Origin of the sequence: Gluconobacter albidus (assembly GCF_002005485.1) — a bacterium.
Classification (GTDB): Bacteria; Pseudomonadota; Alphaproteobacteria; order Acetobacterales; family Acetobacteraceae; genus Gluconobacter; species Gluconobacter albidus.
The window spans coordinates 1,542,691-1,556,973 of the sequence record NZ_CP014689.1 but is presented as its reverse complement, the minus strand read 5'-3'; the positions used below and the strand labels follow the sequence as shown (position 1 = coordinate 1,556,973).

Below are 14,283 nucleotides of genomic sequence, written 5' to 3'. Positions count from 1 at the left end.
GAAATCCACAGATCCATGAAATCCCTCCTGTCCCTTCGCGAATGTCGCCAGACCTATCTCAAGGAGAGCAGCACGGATCTGGTCGTCCTTGATCACATCAGCTTTGATGTGAGAACGGGAGAAATCCTTGGCCTTCTTGGGCGCTCGGGTTCCGGAAAATCCTCCCTGCTGCGGATCATGGCCGGGCTGACGCCGCCGGTGTCGGGAGAGGTGCTCTGGCAGGGCACGCCAGTGACAGGTCCGCTGGATGGCGTGGCGACCGTCTTTCAGTCCGGCGCACTGTTCCCCTGGCTGACACTGAGACAGAACGTGGCTCTGGGTCTGGAAATGCGCCGTCTGCCCCGTGCCGAGCGCGAGTCCATGACGGACGCCGCCATCGCGGTTATGGGACTTGAGGGCTACGAAAACGCCTATCCAAAGGAACTCTCAGACGCCCTCAGTCAGCGTGTCTCCTTTGCCCGTGCGCTGGCCCTTCAGCCCTCGCTGCTGCTGCTGGACGAGCCGTTTTCTGCGCTGGACATGCTGAGTGCGGAAAACCTGCGGACCGACCTGATCGAACTGTGGGACGAAAAGCGCCTGCCGCTCAAGGCCATGCTTCTGGCCACGCACGGGATTGAGGAGGCAGTTCTGATGTGTGACCGGATCCTCATTTTCTCGTCCAGCCCCGGGCGCGTGACACATGAAATCGCGGTGCCTTTTCCCCATCCGCGCAATCGCGAGGACGAGGATTTCCGCCGTTTCGTGGACCAGATCTATACGCTCATGACACGCCGTGCCCCGATCGTGTCCGAAGCCGACCCCGTCCAGCAGGCCTCTGCCTCTGGCATGACCCTCCCGCCATTTTCCATCGTGCTCCCCGATCTCGCGGTCGAGGTTCTGGTCGGGTTGATGGAAGTTCTGCAAAGTGAACCGCTGTCAGGCCGTGCGGATCTGCCCGAACTGGCGCAGCGCCTTCAGATGACGCTCGATGACCTGTTGCCGCTCGGAGAATCGCTCCAGCTTCTGGATCTGGCGGAACTGGAAGACGGCGATATTTTGCTCACGCCTGATGGCCAGGCGTTCGTCGAAGGCGATTCCGACACCCGCAAGGACCTGATGCGGACGGCATTGCTGCATCACCTGCCCCTGCTGCGCTCCATCCGCGGCACGCTGGACGAGCGTTCGAGCCATGTCGTTGATGCCGCACGCTTCCGTAAGGCGATGGAAGAGAGTATGTCGCCCGATTACGCACGCCAGACCCTCACCACAGCGATCGGCTGGGCCCGTTACGCCGAACTCTTCGACTATGACGAAGAGTCCGACCGCTTCCATCTGGAGAACGAGGAGTAAGCTCCACCCTCAGGCGCAGCAAACGCGCTTGTCCGCAATTGCCTGCGTGAAGGCTTGCCAGTCCTTTTCGCTCTGATCGGCGTAGTGAACCGCGAAATCGGCAATGGCGCGGGCAAAGGAATGACCCTTCCCCAGATACCCGGCCAACAGCGGAAGATCGGCCGATCGGCCATGCGACCGCCCAAGCGTGCGTCCACACAACGCCGCATATTCAGGCAGAAGACCGTTTTCGATTTTCTCGCCGATCATGGCCAGCCGCACGTCTTTGGTCTGGCGGACATAAAAATCCCGCCCGCCACCCGCCTTACGGCCGGTCTGGGCCGTCGTGCGCTTGCCGCTGGTATGGGTCCAGCCCAGAAACGTGTCCGAACTGGCCTGCATGATGCGTTGCCCCGTCACGACGCGCTCGCCATGATTGGTCATGTCGACGGCACCCTGAAAAGGTTCGAGCACAGATGTCTGGGCTTCCTTGATCTGAAGGATCAGCGGCTCGTGATCGGCTGTCGTGAATAGTCCGAGCGCACAGAACGTCCCGACGCTGCCAATCCCCACGACCTTGAACAGCACATCCTGCAGCGCATAGCGTTCCAGCACGATCCTGCGCTCGGGCGGCATGTCGCTGACGTAGCGGGCGAAGGCCCCACGGACGATATCGTTATGCTGCGGCAGGCGCGTGACGAAAGGCGGATGTTCTTTCAGGCGCACCGAAGATTTGGGGTCGATCATTCCGAAATGACCGGAAATTGCCCCCAGTTCGGACTGGATTTTCTCCATCATGCCCGTGCGCGTCGTGTCGTCCTTGATGCCGTCTATGACCGCACGCAGATCAATCCGCACGTTCCAGGCCTGAAGCGGCGGCAGCTCCGACAGACGGGTAATTTCCTCGACATAATGTCGGACCGCGGAAACCGCCAGACGACGACAGTGCTTTTCAGGCAGAGACGCTTCGCGTCCGGCCAGCACAAGGCTGGTTGCCAGACGTTTGAGATCCCATTCGAATGTCGCGGGTGCCGTTTCGTCAAAATCATTGATATCGAAAACCGGCAGCCCTTCCGGAGACGGATAGCACCCGAAATTATCCAGATGGCAGTCCCCACAGGATTGGACGCGTATCCCGGTCGCAGGCGTAAAAGACAGGTCCGAGGCCATGACCGCCGCCGCCCCGCGCAGGAATGCAAAGGGCGAGGCTTTCATGCGCTGATGGCGGATGGGAAGCAGGTCCGCAATCCGGCTCTTCCCCTGCTCCAGCAGAATTCCAATCGGATCAGGCCGTTTGGCTGGAGCCGTCCAGAGAGCGTGGCTGCTACGCTTGACGGTTTTGCGCAGTGCGACGCCCGCTGCGTAACGGGCCTGACGGGTGCGGAGCGTGGGAAACATGGGTGTTTTTGTCATGGTTTGTCACGTTATCCGAAAAACGCTCTCTGACAAAGCACCCTGCGCTCTTCAGTCAGGCTGTTTGAGACGATCCCGATAGAGCTTGCGCGCCTTGGCAACCTTGGGAGCCACAACGGCTGCACAGTAGGCCGTTTGCGGGTTGCGGGCGAAATAATCGTGATGCTTTTCTTCGGCTGGCCAGAAATGGGCCACGCCTTCAATGGACGTGACGATCGGCTCCGGCCAGAGGCCTTCCGCCGTAATTTCTTCCAGAATCTTGCTGGCTGTCTCCTGCTGGTCGTCATCTCCGAAAATAACGGATCTGTACTGCGTCCCGATATCGTTGCCCTGGCGGTTGAGCTGTGTGGGGTCGTGCGTCGTGAAAAATACGCGCAGTACGTCCTCCAGCCCGATCTCGGCCGGATCGAACACGACTTTCACAACTTCGGCATGGCCCGTCCGACCCGTGCAGACGGCTTCGTAGCTGGGGTGATCGACGCTGCCGCCAGCGTAACCCGGCTCAGCCGAAATAATGCCGCGCAGACCTGTAAAGACAGCCTCGACACACCAGAAGCAGCCTGCGCCAAGGAGAATGGAGGACAGGTTGGAAGACGGGGTCGTCATGATGATGCTCCATTAAAAGGACAGCCTCCCCATATGGGGAGGCTGAACCTGTCTGACGAGTTTCAGGCTGGATTTTATGGGGCTGCCGTGACGATCGGGAGCCACACGGCGCTGGCATGGTCGCCACCCCGGTGGATGGTCTGCGTGGCCGAATGGTAATCCGGTGCCTTGGCGTCGAAGATATTCGGCACGAAGGTCTGCGGATTGCGGTCATAGAGCGGAAACCAGCTCGACTGGATCTGGATCATGATCCGGTGTCCCTTGAGGAACACATGGTTCATGGCCGGAAGCGTGAAGTGGTATTCCTGCACCTGCCCCGCCGGAATAGCGGACGGATGGGCAAAATTCTGCCGGTAGCGGCCCCGGAAAATATCCATGGACATCGGCAGTTCATAGCCGCCCATTTTGGGATTGTCCGGCGTGTGTCCCGGCTGGACGTCGATGATCTTCACAACCCAGTCCGCATCCGTCCCGGTGGTCGTGGCGAACAGATCCGCAGTCGGTACGCCAGACACCCGAACCGGCGCATCGAGAACGGGGGTCTCGTAGGTCAGGACATCTGGACGGCTTTCGGCGAAACGCTGATCCGACACAAGCCAGGGCTTCCAGCGCGGATCTCCGTCCATCATGTAAGGACGCTCGACAAACGGCACCGGATGCGCCGGATCGGCCACATAGCTGTCCGTTCCAGGCAAAGTCCGTTTGAACGCGAGGCCGTGATCCGGCTGGAGGTACAGGCGCTCGCCCTTCTGCATGCAGGACGTTCCGCAGTCGCTCAGCCAGTTGCGGAAGTGATCCCAGCGGTTCTCGCCGGTATTGTAAATGATGGCTTCATCCAGATGCGGATCCGGCGCGTTCTTCAGATAGTGGTCAAAGAACGGGCGCATGACATTGGCGCGATACCACAGCGCGGTATCGCCATTGAAATGCAGTGGACCAAGCGTGGAGCCATCATAGTTCACGCCGCTATGGCGCCACGGCCCCATGACGAGAATGTTCGGAACCTGCGTATGGTGCGCCTTGAGGTTCATCCAGGAATGGATTGCCCCCCACATGTCTTCCTGGTCCCACAGCCCCTGTTCCCAGATGGTCGGAACCTTGAGCGGCTTTTTTACGATCAGCTGATCCAGCGCCTGATCCTGCCAGAAGGCGTCGTAGGCCGGATGCGCTTTCGTACGGCGCCACCAGGGGAACTGGTCCAGCCCGGCTTTCGTCGCGAAATTGCCGATGGAAACATCCGCAAGGAACGTCGTGTAGTCGTCCTCATCAGGACGGTCGAGAGAGACGCCGGAACCCGCCGCAGCCATCTGTCCGGCAAAATAGTCCAGACTGGGCTGGCGGAATGCGCCGTAATGGAACCAGTCATCGCCCATCCAGCCATCAACCATCGGGCTTTCCGGAGACGCGACCTTCAGGGCCGGATGGGGGTCCAGCAGCGCCATGACGACCGTCCAGCCCTCATAGGACGATCCAGTCATGCCGACGCGGCCATTTCCCTGCGGTACGTTCTTGACCAGCCAGTCGACCGTATCCCAGGCGTCGGTCGTATCATCCGTCTTCGTCGGGTTCAGCGGACCGATCGGGGGGCGCGTCATTACGTAATCCCCCTGTGAGCCGTATTTGCCGCGGATGTCCTGAAAAACGCGGATATAGCCCCCGTCCACGAACACGTCGTCTCCCTGCGGCAGGAGCGCACGCATGGTTTTCGCATCGGCATCGCGGCTGGCGCGCTTGCTGGCATTGTAGGGCGTGCGCGTCAGCAGCATCGGCGCGTTTTTGGCATCTTTGGGAATGACGATGACGGTATGGAGCTTGATACCGTCGCGCATCGGAATCATGACGTCGCGCTTGATGTAGTCGCGCTCGACCGGTGGCATGCTGACATGGGCAGGGATGTCGCTGCCGGTCTGGATCATGTCGGGCGTGACCGGCAGGCTGGGAACGGGTTCGGCGGCTTGCGCTGTACACAGGCAGGTTACGGCCAGAGCTGTGCCGAGGCTCAGAAAATGACGTCTCACGAAGGGCTCCTGATCTTTGTCCCGAGTTTGGACCGGAGGGCGACATCCGGGCAAGAGGAGCAGGCTCCGGTTTTCATATCTTTCCTGCACTGGCTTCTGCGCGTCTGATTCGCTATGGATCAGGGCCTTCTTCCGTCATGAAAGTCTGTTCCATGCCTGCCTATCGCTCCCGCACCACCACTCACGGCCGCAACATGGCTGGCGCCCGTGCGCTCTGGCGGGCGACGGGTATGAAGGATGGCGATTTCGGCAAACCCATTATCGCCATTGCCAATTCCTTCACGCAGTTCGTCCCGGGCCATGTCCATCTGAAGGATATGGGTAGTCTGGTGGCGTCCGCGATCGAGGAAGTCGGCGGAATTGCCAAGGAATTCAACACGATTGCAGTCGATGACGGCATCGCGATGGGCCATGGCGGCATGCTGTATTCCCTGCCATCGCGGGAGCTGATCGCGGATTCCGTGGAATATATGGTCAATGCGCACTGCGCTGACGCCATCGTCTGCATCAGCAACTGCGACAAGATCACGCCCGGCATGCTGATGGCGGCCATGCGCCTGAACATCCCCGTCGTGTTCGTCTCCGGCGGCCCGATGGAGGCCGGCAAAATCAACGGCCCGGGTGTGACGCGCAAGCTGGACCTGATTGACTCCATGGTCGCCGCCGCCAATCCGGACGTATCCGACAGCGAATCCGAACAGATCGAACGCTCCGCCTGCCCGACCTGCGGTTCATGCTCGGGCATGTTCACCGCCAATTCCATGAACTGTCTGACCGAAGCGCTGGGCCTGTCCCTTCCCGGCAACGGCTCCCTGCTCGCCACGCACAGCGACCGCCGCGAACTGTTCCTGAGCGCTGGCCGTCTGGTCGTGGAACTCGCACGTCGCTGGTACGAACAGGACGACGCCTCCGCCCTGCCCCGCAGCATCGCCACCCGCGCGGCTTTCGAGAACGCCATGACGCTCGACATCGCCATGGGTGGCTCGACCAACACGGTCTTGCATCTTCTGGCCGCTGCGCGCGAAGGCGACGTCGATTTCCACATGCACGACATCGACCGTCTGTCGCGTGGTGTTCCCAATCTGTGCAAGGTCGCGCCCGCCAAGAATGATGTGCACATGGAAGACGTCCATCGCGCAGGCGGCATCCCGGCCATTCTGGGTGAACTGAACCGCGCGGGCCTGATCCACACGGACGTCCCCACTGTTCACGCGCCCACACTCGGCGATGCGCTGAAGAAATGGGACATCCTGAACGGGGATGAGGAAGCCGCCCATCTGTTCAAGGCCGCGCCGGGCAACGTCCGCACGGTCCACGCTTTCTCGCAGTCCAGCCGCTATCATGAGCTGGATCAGGACCGTGAAGCCGGAGTGCTTCGCGACAAGGCCCATGCCTTCTCGCAGGATGGCGGACTGGCCGTGCTGTACGGCAACCTCGCCGAAGATGGAGCCATCGTCAAAACGGCTGGTGTCGAAGCCAGCATCCTGACCTTCACGGGAACGGCGCGCGTATTCGAGAGCCAGGATGACGCCGTGGCGGCGATCCTTGGTAACCGCATCGTGGCCGGAGACGTCGTAGTCATCCGCTATGAAGGCCCCAAGGGCGGCCCCGGCATGCAGGAAATGCTGTATCCGACGAGCTATCTGAAATCGAAAGGTCTGGGCAAGGTTTGCGCCCTCATCACGGATGGCCGCTTCTCAGGCGGAAGCTCGGGTCTTTCCATCGGTCACATGTCTCCCGAAGCTGCCGAAGGCGGCCTGATCGGACTGGTCGAGGACGGCGATCGTATCGAGATCGACATCCCCAGGCGCGGCCTGCATCTCGCTGTTTCGGATGCCGACATCGCCGATCGGCGGGAGCGGATGAATGCGCGTGGCGTAGATGCGTGGAAGCCCAACCGGGAGCGCGTGGTCTCGAAAGCCCTTCAGGCCTATGCCGCCATGACCACGAGTGCCGCCCATGGCGCCGTCCGCGACCTGTCACAGATCATCGTGAAGACGCGGACCTGATTGCACTCTCGACGGCGTCCTGCAATTCGGCGGACGCCAGCATTTTGGCGGAAGCATGTCCCGTTGCCGGAACAAGGGTAATCGTCCAGCCAAACGGAACATTGAGCTTGTCGGCCTGCTCCCGGGCCTGCGCATAGGCCCACTGTCCCCGTTCAAGACGGTTGCGCCCCTGTTCGGTCGCGGCGGCCAGATGTTCCGTCGCCGAAGAGGTTTCCGTATCTTCCGCGCCCAGAATGACGGCAATATTGCTTGAAAGATAGCGCCGGAGGTCCGGCAGGCTGGCCGCTTCGGGCCAGTTGCGGAAGCCGTAAGGAACGGCCGTATTCGTCTCAGGTTCGACATAGGTGGAGGGGTTCATGATGATCGTCATGACCTCTTCTCCCGGAGCATAAGCTGCAACCCGTTCCAGATACTGGGCTCCTGCAGAATGCCCTACCAGAATGATCGGCACGTGCGGCTCATCGGAAACGTTGCGGGCCCACTGTTCCAGCGGCCTCATATACAGGGCGGCAGGAACCATGCTCTGTGCCGAGGCTGGAAACCCCCCGCGCTGATACTGCTGGACGGGAAAACGGGATATGGAAAAATAAGGCGCAAACACTAGACTGCATTCATGTCTGGCCAGCGGAATGGCGTCGTCACGATATGTCGCGCTGTTCCGCTCTTTTCCTGCCAGAACGATCAGGATGGCCCGGATCTGGCAGGACGCAGGCCGAAAGACCGAAACATCGAGATGCTCGCCCGCTATGACGGCATTCTCAAGGCTTCGGCCTTCCGGCAGTGCCCGGGCTGCGGCCGTTCCTGCCATGACAGCAAGAATGACCGCGCCAAGGCAGGCAGAGGTTTTTAAGTCAGGCAAGACGCCCCAGAGCCGCCTTGAGACGGGCCAGATCGCTCTGAAAGGATGCCAGACGCTCCCGGTTCTCTTCCACCACTTCCGGCTTGGCGCGGGCAACGAAATCCGCGTTATCCAGCTTGCGCGTCACTTTAAGGATCTCGCCTTCGATCCGCGCAGCTTCCTTGGCAAGACGGGCCCGCTCCGCATCAAGATCAATCAGTCCTTCAAGCGGGATGAAAACGGTCGCCTCATCAAGCACGATCTGTGCGGCGTTACGGGGCGCATCGTCACCCACCACGCCAACCTCGGACACACGTGCCATCCGTCCAATGGCCTCAGCCCAGGTCTGGGCGCGAGCCAGATTTTCTGCAGTCGCATCGCGCAGCAGAAGCGGCGCTTTCTGCGAAGGCGGGATGTTCATTTCCGAGCGCACGGTCCGGACATCACTGATTAGACGAATGACCCAGTCCAGCTCTGAACGGGCCGCGTCTGCCTGATCAACATTCATCCGTTCCGGCCAGCGGCTGTTTTCAAAAGCCCCCGCATAGCCCAGTTCTTTCCACAGCGTGGCCGTCACAAACGGAATAACCGGCTGCATCAGCCGCAGGATCAGCCCCAGGACATGCGCGCTGACAGCCCGCAATTCGAGGGTTTCCTCGTTCTCAGCCGCAAAGATGGGCTTCGAGAACTCCACGAACCAGTCACAGAACCGGCTCCAGACGAAACGGTAGCAGCAGTTGGCATATTCATCGAAACGATACGCCGAAAGAGCGCGTCCAGCTTCCGCCACCGCGTCATTTGCTTCCGTCAGGATCCAGCGCCCAAGCGCAGTTTTGACGCTTGCCGGATCAAAGCCTTCTGTTGGCTTCGCCCCGTTCATTTCAAGGAAACGCGCCGCATTCCAGAGTTTTGTAATGAACGCGCGATGTTCTTCGACGCGCTTGCGCCCGAGCTTGATATCCCGCCCCGGCCCCGTTCCTGCACAGATCGCAAGACGCGTGGCATCTGCCCCGAACTCGGCAACAAGGTCCAGCGGGTCCAGGCCATTGCCCTTGGACTTGGACATTTTCTGCCCTTTTTCGTCCCGGACCAGCCCATGAATCAGGACAGTCCGGAACGGAACATCATCCATGAAGTGCAGCCCCATCATCATCATCCGGGCGACCCAGAAGAAAATGATGTCAAAGCCCGTGACGAGCACACTGGTCGGATAATAGCGGGCGAGTTCTTCCGTCTTGTCCGGCCAGCCGAGCGTGGTGAATGGCCAGAGCGCGGAACTGAACCAGGTGTCCAGAACGTCTTCATCCTGTGAGAGCGTTATGCCTTCACCGGCCTGAGCCTGAGCCTGCTGCTCGTTTTCGGCAACATAGACCTTGCCGTCCGTCCCGTACCAGGCCGGAATGCGATGTCCCCACCAAAGCTGACGGCTGATGCACCAAGGCTGGATATCACGCATCCAGGCATGGAACGTATTTTCCCACTGGCGAGGTTCAAACGTGATTTTCCCGCTCTCAACCGCTTCAACCGCAGGGCCGGAGAGCGTTTTGGCATCGCAGTACCACTGGAGCGTCAGTCGTGGTTCAACGATGGCCCCGCCGCGTTCTGCATGCGGCACCTGAAGCTTGTGCGGCTCGATTTTTTCCAGCCATTCCAGACGCTCAAGCTCTGCGACGACCTGCTTGCGCCCCTCTTCACGGCTCAGGCCATTCAGGGTTTCGACGAATGCGACCGAAGCCAGCCCCTCAATATCCCGCAGCTCAGGACGTATTTCTTCGATCCACAGACAGGCGGTTTCATCGAGAACCGTGGGAGCCGGCAGCTCGTGACGCTTGCCGACTTCAAAATCGTTGAAATCGTGGGCAGGCGTGATTTTGACGGCGCCTGTGCCTTTTTCCGGATCGGAATGGAGATCCGCGACAACGGGGATGCGTCGTCCTGTCAGGGGCAGGGTCACGCTCTTGCCGATCATGTCGGCGTAGCGTTCATCCTCGGGATGGACAGCGACCGCGACGTCGCCGAGCATTGTTTCCGGACGTGTCGTGGCAACAGTGATGGTCCGGCCATCATCCAGCGGATAGCGGATGTACCACATGGACCCCTTGGTCTCGTGGTTTTCCACTTCCAGATCCGATATGGCCGAGCGGAATTTCGGATCCCAGTTGACCAGACGGCGGTCCCGATAAATCAGCCCTTCCTTGTAAAGGGTGACAAAAACCTTGCGGACCGCGCGGGACAGTCCATCGTCCATCGTGAAACGTTCACGTTCCCAGTCCGCTGACGCGCCGAGTTTGCGAAGCTGCTGGACGATGGTGCCACCGTACTCATGCTTCCAGTCCCAGACGCGTTCGAGAAAGCCTTCGCGTCCCAGAGCGGTTCTGCTGGTACCTTCCTTGTCCAGGGCACGTTCGACAACCATCTGCGTCGCAATGCCGGCATGGTCCGTTCCGGGTTGCCAGAGAACGTTGAACCCTTCCTGCCGTTTCCAGCGGATCAGCATGTCCTGAAGGACGAAGTTCAGCGAATGTCCGAGGTGAAGCGTTCCCGTGACATTCGGTGGGGGAAACATGATCGAAAAAGGCTCACCGGGTTTGTCGGGGTGAGCCCGGAAAGCGCCGCTTTTCTCCCACGCATCGTAGAGGGCGTTTTCATGGTCGGCGGGGACGAAGCTTTTTTCGAGCATGGTTATCCAGGACAGTCAGTACAGCAGGTGGAAGAATTCTCTTCCACCTCCCTTCTTACTCTCGTGGACGCAGACGAGCAATTTCTGCACGGACAAGAATTTCAACCAGTGACGGCAGATGGGCGTCCAGCCATGTCCGGACCATGCTGCGGACTTCGCTGCGAACCATGTCTTCGATCGTCAGGCCGCTTCCACGGCTGATGACGGTATCGGATGCCAGGGGCGTCGTGCCGCTGAATGCCGCATGCAACTCATCAAGGGAGCGCTCCGCCGCTGCGACGGTCTGGGCGTTCATAAGATCATTCTGGCTTTGCTCGGTTTCTGCGGAAGGTGCAGTTGTCCCGTCTCCTGTTGAAGGAGCGGCTTCCGGAGTGGATATGGTTGCTGCGGAGGGTGCAGGCGGGGCGACCATCATGGAACTGTCAAGGGTCAGTTCTTCTGCATGATGTGGCATGCTCTGTGTCTCCTCGGTTGTCGCAGCCGGGGCGGGATCGTCGTGAAGAATACGCCTGATGGAACTCAGGACGTCCGTCATGTCTTCGCCGTCGTGATGTTCATGCTGGTTCAAATCAGAAGTGGTCATGGATGTCGGATATTCCGTTTTGCTTGAAATTAGCGACCGGGCTGGTTGATCGCGTAGTCGCTCATGCCCCAGAGCTTGTTCTTGACGGCGTTGTAATAGGCTTTTTCATCATAAAGCGGGACGCCCAGCTTGAGGTCCACTGCTGTCAGTCGTCCGATCGAGGCTGCAACAGAGTATGAAGATGTCACGAGGTTCGAAAGGTGCTGAACGAGCGTTCTCTGGGACTGTAGCAGGGTCTGCTGCTGCTGAAGAACCGCGAGCGTGGTACTCGTTCCGAGGAGGGCCTGCCGTTCGACGCCATCCAGTGCAATCACGTTTGCGGAAATCGCCATACGATCGCTGGAAATGGACTGTTTGTAGGCCACCATCTGCTGCCAACTGGATGCTGCCTTCTGCAGCGCTGTTCTACGCTGTACATCGACTTCCCGATGGGCAGCCTGAGCATCCTGACGGGCGCCCCGGATGGAAGCATATTCCGATCCGCCCTGATAAAGAGGAACGGAAAATTCGATTTCGCCGAATTTGTTATCCTGAAGGGAATCGCCGTAAGCCTGATTGACAGAGCGCTGATAGTTCAGGCTTGCCGAAACCTTAGGCATGATCTGGGAGATCTGGACGGAAATGTTGTCTTTGCGCTGCGCTTCGGTGAAGAGCGCATTCACGACCTGAGGATTGTTCTGGACTGCGACGGCAACGGCTTCCTGTTCGCTGTGTACCGGCAGGTTAAGCGGCTGGGGCGCTTCCAGATTGGGAGAAGCTGCGATCCCAACGACCTGAAGATACGTTGCCTGAGCACTCTGGAGCGTGCCTTCGGCCTGCTGTCGTTCAGCCGTGGCGCTTGCAAGGGCAGCCTGCGCCTGTGCTACGTCGGTCCGGGTGATTTCACCAATGTGAAAACGTTCCTGGGTTGCCTCGACCTGCTGTTGCAGGACGTGCTCGTTGTTGATTGCGATCTGGAGTAGCTGTTCGTCTTCAATAAGGCCGACATAAGCGTTGACAACATCGGTGAAGACCTCCTGCTCCGTCTGGATCAGATGGGCACGTTCAGCCATGATCTGGTTTGTTGCGGCGTGAACGCTGGCGACGGTCTTCCCACCCTGATAGAGCGGCTGTGTAATGGTGACGCTTCCCATGTAACCAGGCGTCTGATAGCGCCGGGAACTTCCGAGATAGCCGCCGCTTGAAGCATAGTTCGTGCTTCCGTCGTAGTAAGTAAGATTCATGCTCGTCTGAACAGTCGGACGCCAGCCTGCAAGTGCGGTAGGCACCTGCTCGTCGGTTGCCCGCAAATGCGCGCGTTCTTCACGAAGTGTCGGATTGGTCAGATATGCTGTTGAGAGAGCTTCCTGCAGCGTATGTGGAATGAAATTTGGTGAGCCACTGCCATCATATTTCTGGGCAAGAGCAGTTCCGCTCAGGAGAAGCGACAGTAGACCGAGCCCGAGCGGGGCCGTCAGTTTCGTCGCGCCATTGCACCCTGAAGTCATGAGATTTCCTGCTCTTGAAGTCTGCATCATATCACAACGTTATGTGAATGAGTTCTTAATAGCCTGTTCGAAGGCAGAAGAAAAATCCTTCTGCAGATCAATTATCGGTCTTGACCCTTCAGGCGCTAAGAGGGATATAGCGCCTGTCTCCATCGAGGTCCGGTGGCAGAATGGTGATGTAGCGGACTGCAAATCCGCGTATGTGGGTTCGATTCCCGCCCGGACCTCCAGAGACTTTCCCCAGAAATCCAGACAGTAGTTTTTTTTACGGATGAGCTTCTGCGTATGCGGCGGCAGCTCCGAACAGGCCGGGCTGTGGGTGAGTGATGATCTTGACCGGCATTTCGGTCATCATGGTCTCGAAGCGTCCTTTTGCGACGAAGCGTTCGGCGAATCCGGAATGGCCGAGACTGTCTGCGAGGCGCAGGCCCAGTCCGCCGCCGATGACAACACCACGTGCGCCATGGGCCAGAGCCAGATCGCCGGAAACGGCGCCCAGGCTGAGACAGAATCGCTCCAGCGCGGCAACGGCCACGGTGTCTGAGCCGTCAAGCGCGTTTTGCCACAGGGTCCGGTTGTCACGCAGGGTGATGGGCCAGCCCTGCATTTCCGCGATGACTTCATACAGGTTGGTCAGTCCCGGGCCGGAGACGATGCGCTCGGCGGAAACGCGGCGGAAACGCAGGCGCAGCGCACTGAGGATCTTGTCTTCCAGCTCGTCGAGGGGAGGATAATCCAGATGGCCGCCTTCGGTTTCCATTACGAAATACCGGTCGTTGCGGCGGAGAAGGCAGGCGGCTCCCAGACCCGTTCCCGGTCCGACGATAGTGATGGCGCCTTCGGTTGGGAGGTCGATGTCCGGTCCACACAGATGCTTCATGTAGGATGAATCAACCTGTGCCACGGCGTGGGCCACAGCGCCGAAGTCATTGACCAGCACAAAATTATCAAGGTGCAGGCGCGCGGGGAGCTGACTGGGCTGGATAATCCAGGGGTTGTTGGTCAGCTTGAGGATTTCTCCGCTGACCGGACAGGCTACCGCAATGCCGGCTTCGCGCGGCAGGTCACGGTTCAGGGACCGGCCGAATGTTTCCCATGCCAGCGCCAGACTGCCATGTTCCGCACATTTCAGTGTCGTGGCCTCACCCAGCGTGACGACCCTGCCATCCTCGATGGTCGCGATTGCAAAACGTGCGTGCGTTCCACCGATATCGACGGCGACGATTTCCCTCATGGCACCTCAAGTCCTCTGGCGATGCTGGCCGACGGCCTGCGCTTTTTCTATGCGCAGCAGTTGCCTACCGGTTCCTCCGCGTCAAGTTCCGGATGTGATGGAAGTCG

10 protein-coding genes and 1 tRNA gene are annotated in these 14,283 nt (G+C 59.6%); 3 read left to right on the top strand and 8 right to left on the bottom strand.

Going from position 1 to position 14,283, the window contains the following annotated elements:
- Positions 1–15: 15 nt before the first annotated feature.
- Positions 16–1,329, top strand: coding sequence for an ABC transporter ATP-binding protein (locus A0U94_RS07030; protein ID WP_077802931.1), 1,314 nt, complete (start codon positions 16–18; stop codon positions 1,327–1,329).
- Between the two features lie 9 nt (positions 1,330–1,338).
- On the opposite strand, the gene A0U94_RS07025 is transcribed toward A0U94_RS07030, so the two are convergent.
- From A0U94_RS07025 to A0U94_RS07015, 3 genes are all read right to left on the bottom strand, one after another.
- Positions 1,339–2,721: a DUF2252 domain-containing protein gene (locus tag A0U94_RS07025; RefSeq protein ID WP_077802930.1), complete on the bottom strand. Its 1,383-nt coding sequence runs from the start codon at positions 2,719–2,721 to the stop codon at positions 1,339–1,341.
- A gap of 51 nt (positions 2,722–2,772) precedes the next feature.
- Complete coding sequence (gene msrA / locus A0U94_RS07020) at positions 2,773–3,327, bottom strand: peptide-methionine (S)-S-oxide reductase MsrA (RefSeq protein WP_077802929.1); 555 nt, start codon at positions 3,325–3,327, stop codon at positions 2,773–2,775.
- A gap of 74 nt (positions 3,328–3,401) precedes the next feature.
- The gene (locus A0U94_RS07015) at positions 3,402–5,345 is read right to left on the bottom strand and encodes a CocE/NonD family hydrolase (protein ID WP_077802928.1); all 1,944 of its coding nucleotides are present in this window, start codon (positions 5,343–5,345) and stop codon (positions 3,402–3,404) included.
- Positions 5,346–5,497: 152 nt separating this feature from the next.
- Here A0U94_RS07015 and ilvD point away from each other — a divergent pair, with 152 nt between their 5' ends.
- Positions 5,498–7,354 carry a dihydroxy-acid dehydratase gene (ilvD, locus tag A0U94_RS07010; RefSeq protein WP_077802927.1) on the top strand — a complete coding sequence of 619 codons (1,857 nt, stop codon included), beginning with the start codon at positions 5,498–5,500 and terminating at the stop codon, positions 7,352–7,354.
- On the opposite strand, the gene A0U94_RS07005 is transcribed toward ilvD, so the two are convergent.
- From A0U94_RS07005 to A0U94_RS06990, 4 genes are read right to left on the bottom strand one after another with little or no spacing between them, the layout of a single operon-like run.
- Positions 7,332–8,213, bottom strand: coding sequence for a hypothetical protein (locus tag A0U94_RS07005; RefSeq protein ID WP_077802926.1), 882 nt, complete (start codon positions 8,211–8,213; stop codon positions 7,332–7,334). The genes ilvD and A0U94_RS07005 overlap by 23 nt on opposite strands.
- Positions 8,206–10,872 carry a valine--tRNA ligase gene (locus A0U94_RS07000; RefSeq protein WP_077802925.1) on the bottom strand — a complete coding sequence of 889 codons (2,667 nt, stop codon included), beginning with the start codon at positions 10,870–10,872 and terminating at the stop codon, positions 8,206–8,208. Before A0U94_RS07000 ends, A0U94_RS07005 begins: the two co-directional genes overlap by 8 nt.
- A 55-nt stretch (positions 10,873–10,927) precedes the next feature.
- Entirely contained in the window at positions 10,928–11,455 is a 528-nt protein-coding gene (locus tag A0U94_RS06995) for a DUF2497 domain-containing protein (protein ID WP_077802924.1), read from the bottom strand.
- A gap of 29 nt (positions 11,456–11,484) precedes the next feature.
- A complete protein-coding gene (locus tag A0U94_RS06990; protein ID WP_077802923.1) occupies positions 11,485–12,942 on the bottom strand; it encodes a TolC family outer membrane protein in 1,458 nt (485 codons plus the stop codon).
- 156 nt (positions 12,943–13,098) lie between these two features.
- Between A0U94_RS06990 and A0U94_RS06985 the strand changes: the two genes are divergently transcribed.
- Positions 13,099–13,172, top strand: a tRNA-Cys gene (locus A0U94_RS06985).
- 35 nt (positions 13,173–13,207) lie between these two features.
- Here the strand turns inward: A0U94_RS06985 and A0U94_RS06980 are convergent.
- On the bottom strand, positions 13,208–14,176 hold the full coding sequence (locus A0U94_RS06980; protein WP_062028669.1) for a glucokinase: 969 nt from the start codon (positions 14,174–14,176) through the stop codon (positions 13,208–13,210).
- Between the last annotated feature and the right edge of the window lie 107 nt (positions 14,177–14,283).

What these genes read in the sequence shown, in the direction of transcription:
- A0U94_RS07030 (WP_077802931.1), top strand. Translation starts at nt 16, where the DNA reads ATGAAATCCCTCCTGTCCCTTCGCGAATGTCGCCAGACCTATCTCAAG.
- A0U94_RS07025 (WP_077802930.1), bottom strand. Translation starts at nt 2,721, where the DNA reads ATGACAAAAACACCCATGTTTCCCACGCTCCGCACCCGTCAGGCCCGT.
- msrA (WP_077802929.1), bottom strand. Translation starts at nt 3,327, where the DNA reads ATGACGACCCCGTCTTCCAACCTGTCCTCCATTCTCCTTGGCGCAGGC.
- ilvD (WP_077802927.1), top strand. Translation starts at nt 5,498, where the DNA reads ATGCCTGCCTATCGCTCCCGCACCACCACTCACGGCCGCAACATGGCT.
- A0U94_RS07000 (WP_077802925.1), bottom strand. Translation starts at nt 10,872, where the DNA reads ATGCTCGAAAAAAGCTTCGTCCCCGCCGACCATGAAAACGCCCTCTAC.
- A0U94_RS06995 (WP_077802924.1), bottom strand. Translation starts at nt 11,455, where the DNA reads ATGACCACTTCTGATTTGAACCAGCATGAACATCACGACGGCGAAGAC.
- A0U94_RS06990 (WP_077802923.1), bottom strand. Translation starts at nt 12,942, where the DNA reads ATGACTTCAGGGTGCAATGGCGCGACGAAACTGACGGCCCCGCTCGGG.
- A0U94_RS06980 (WP_062028669.1), bottom strand. Translation starts at nt 14,176, where the DNA reads ATGAGGGAAATCGTCGCCGTCGATATCGGTGGAACGCACGCACGTTTT.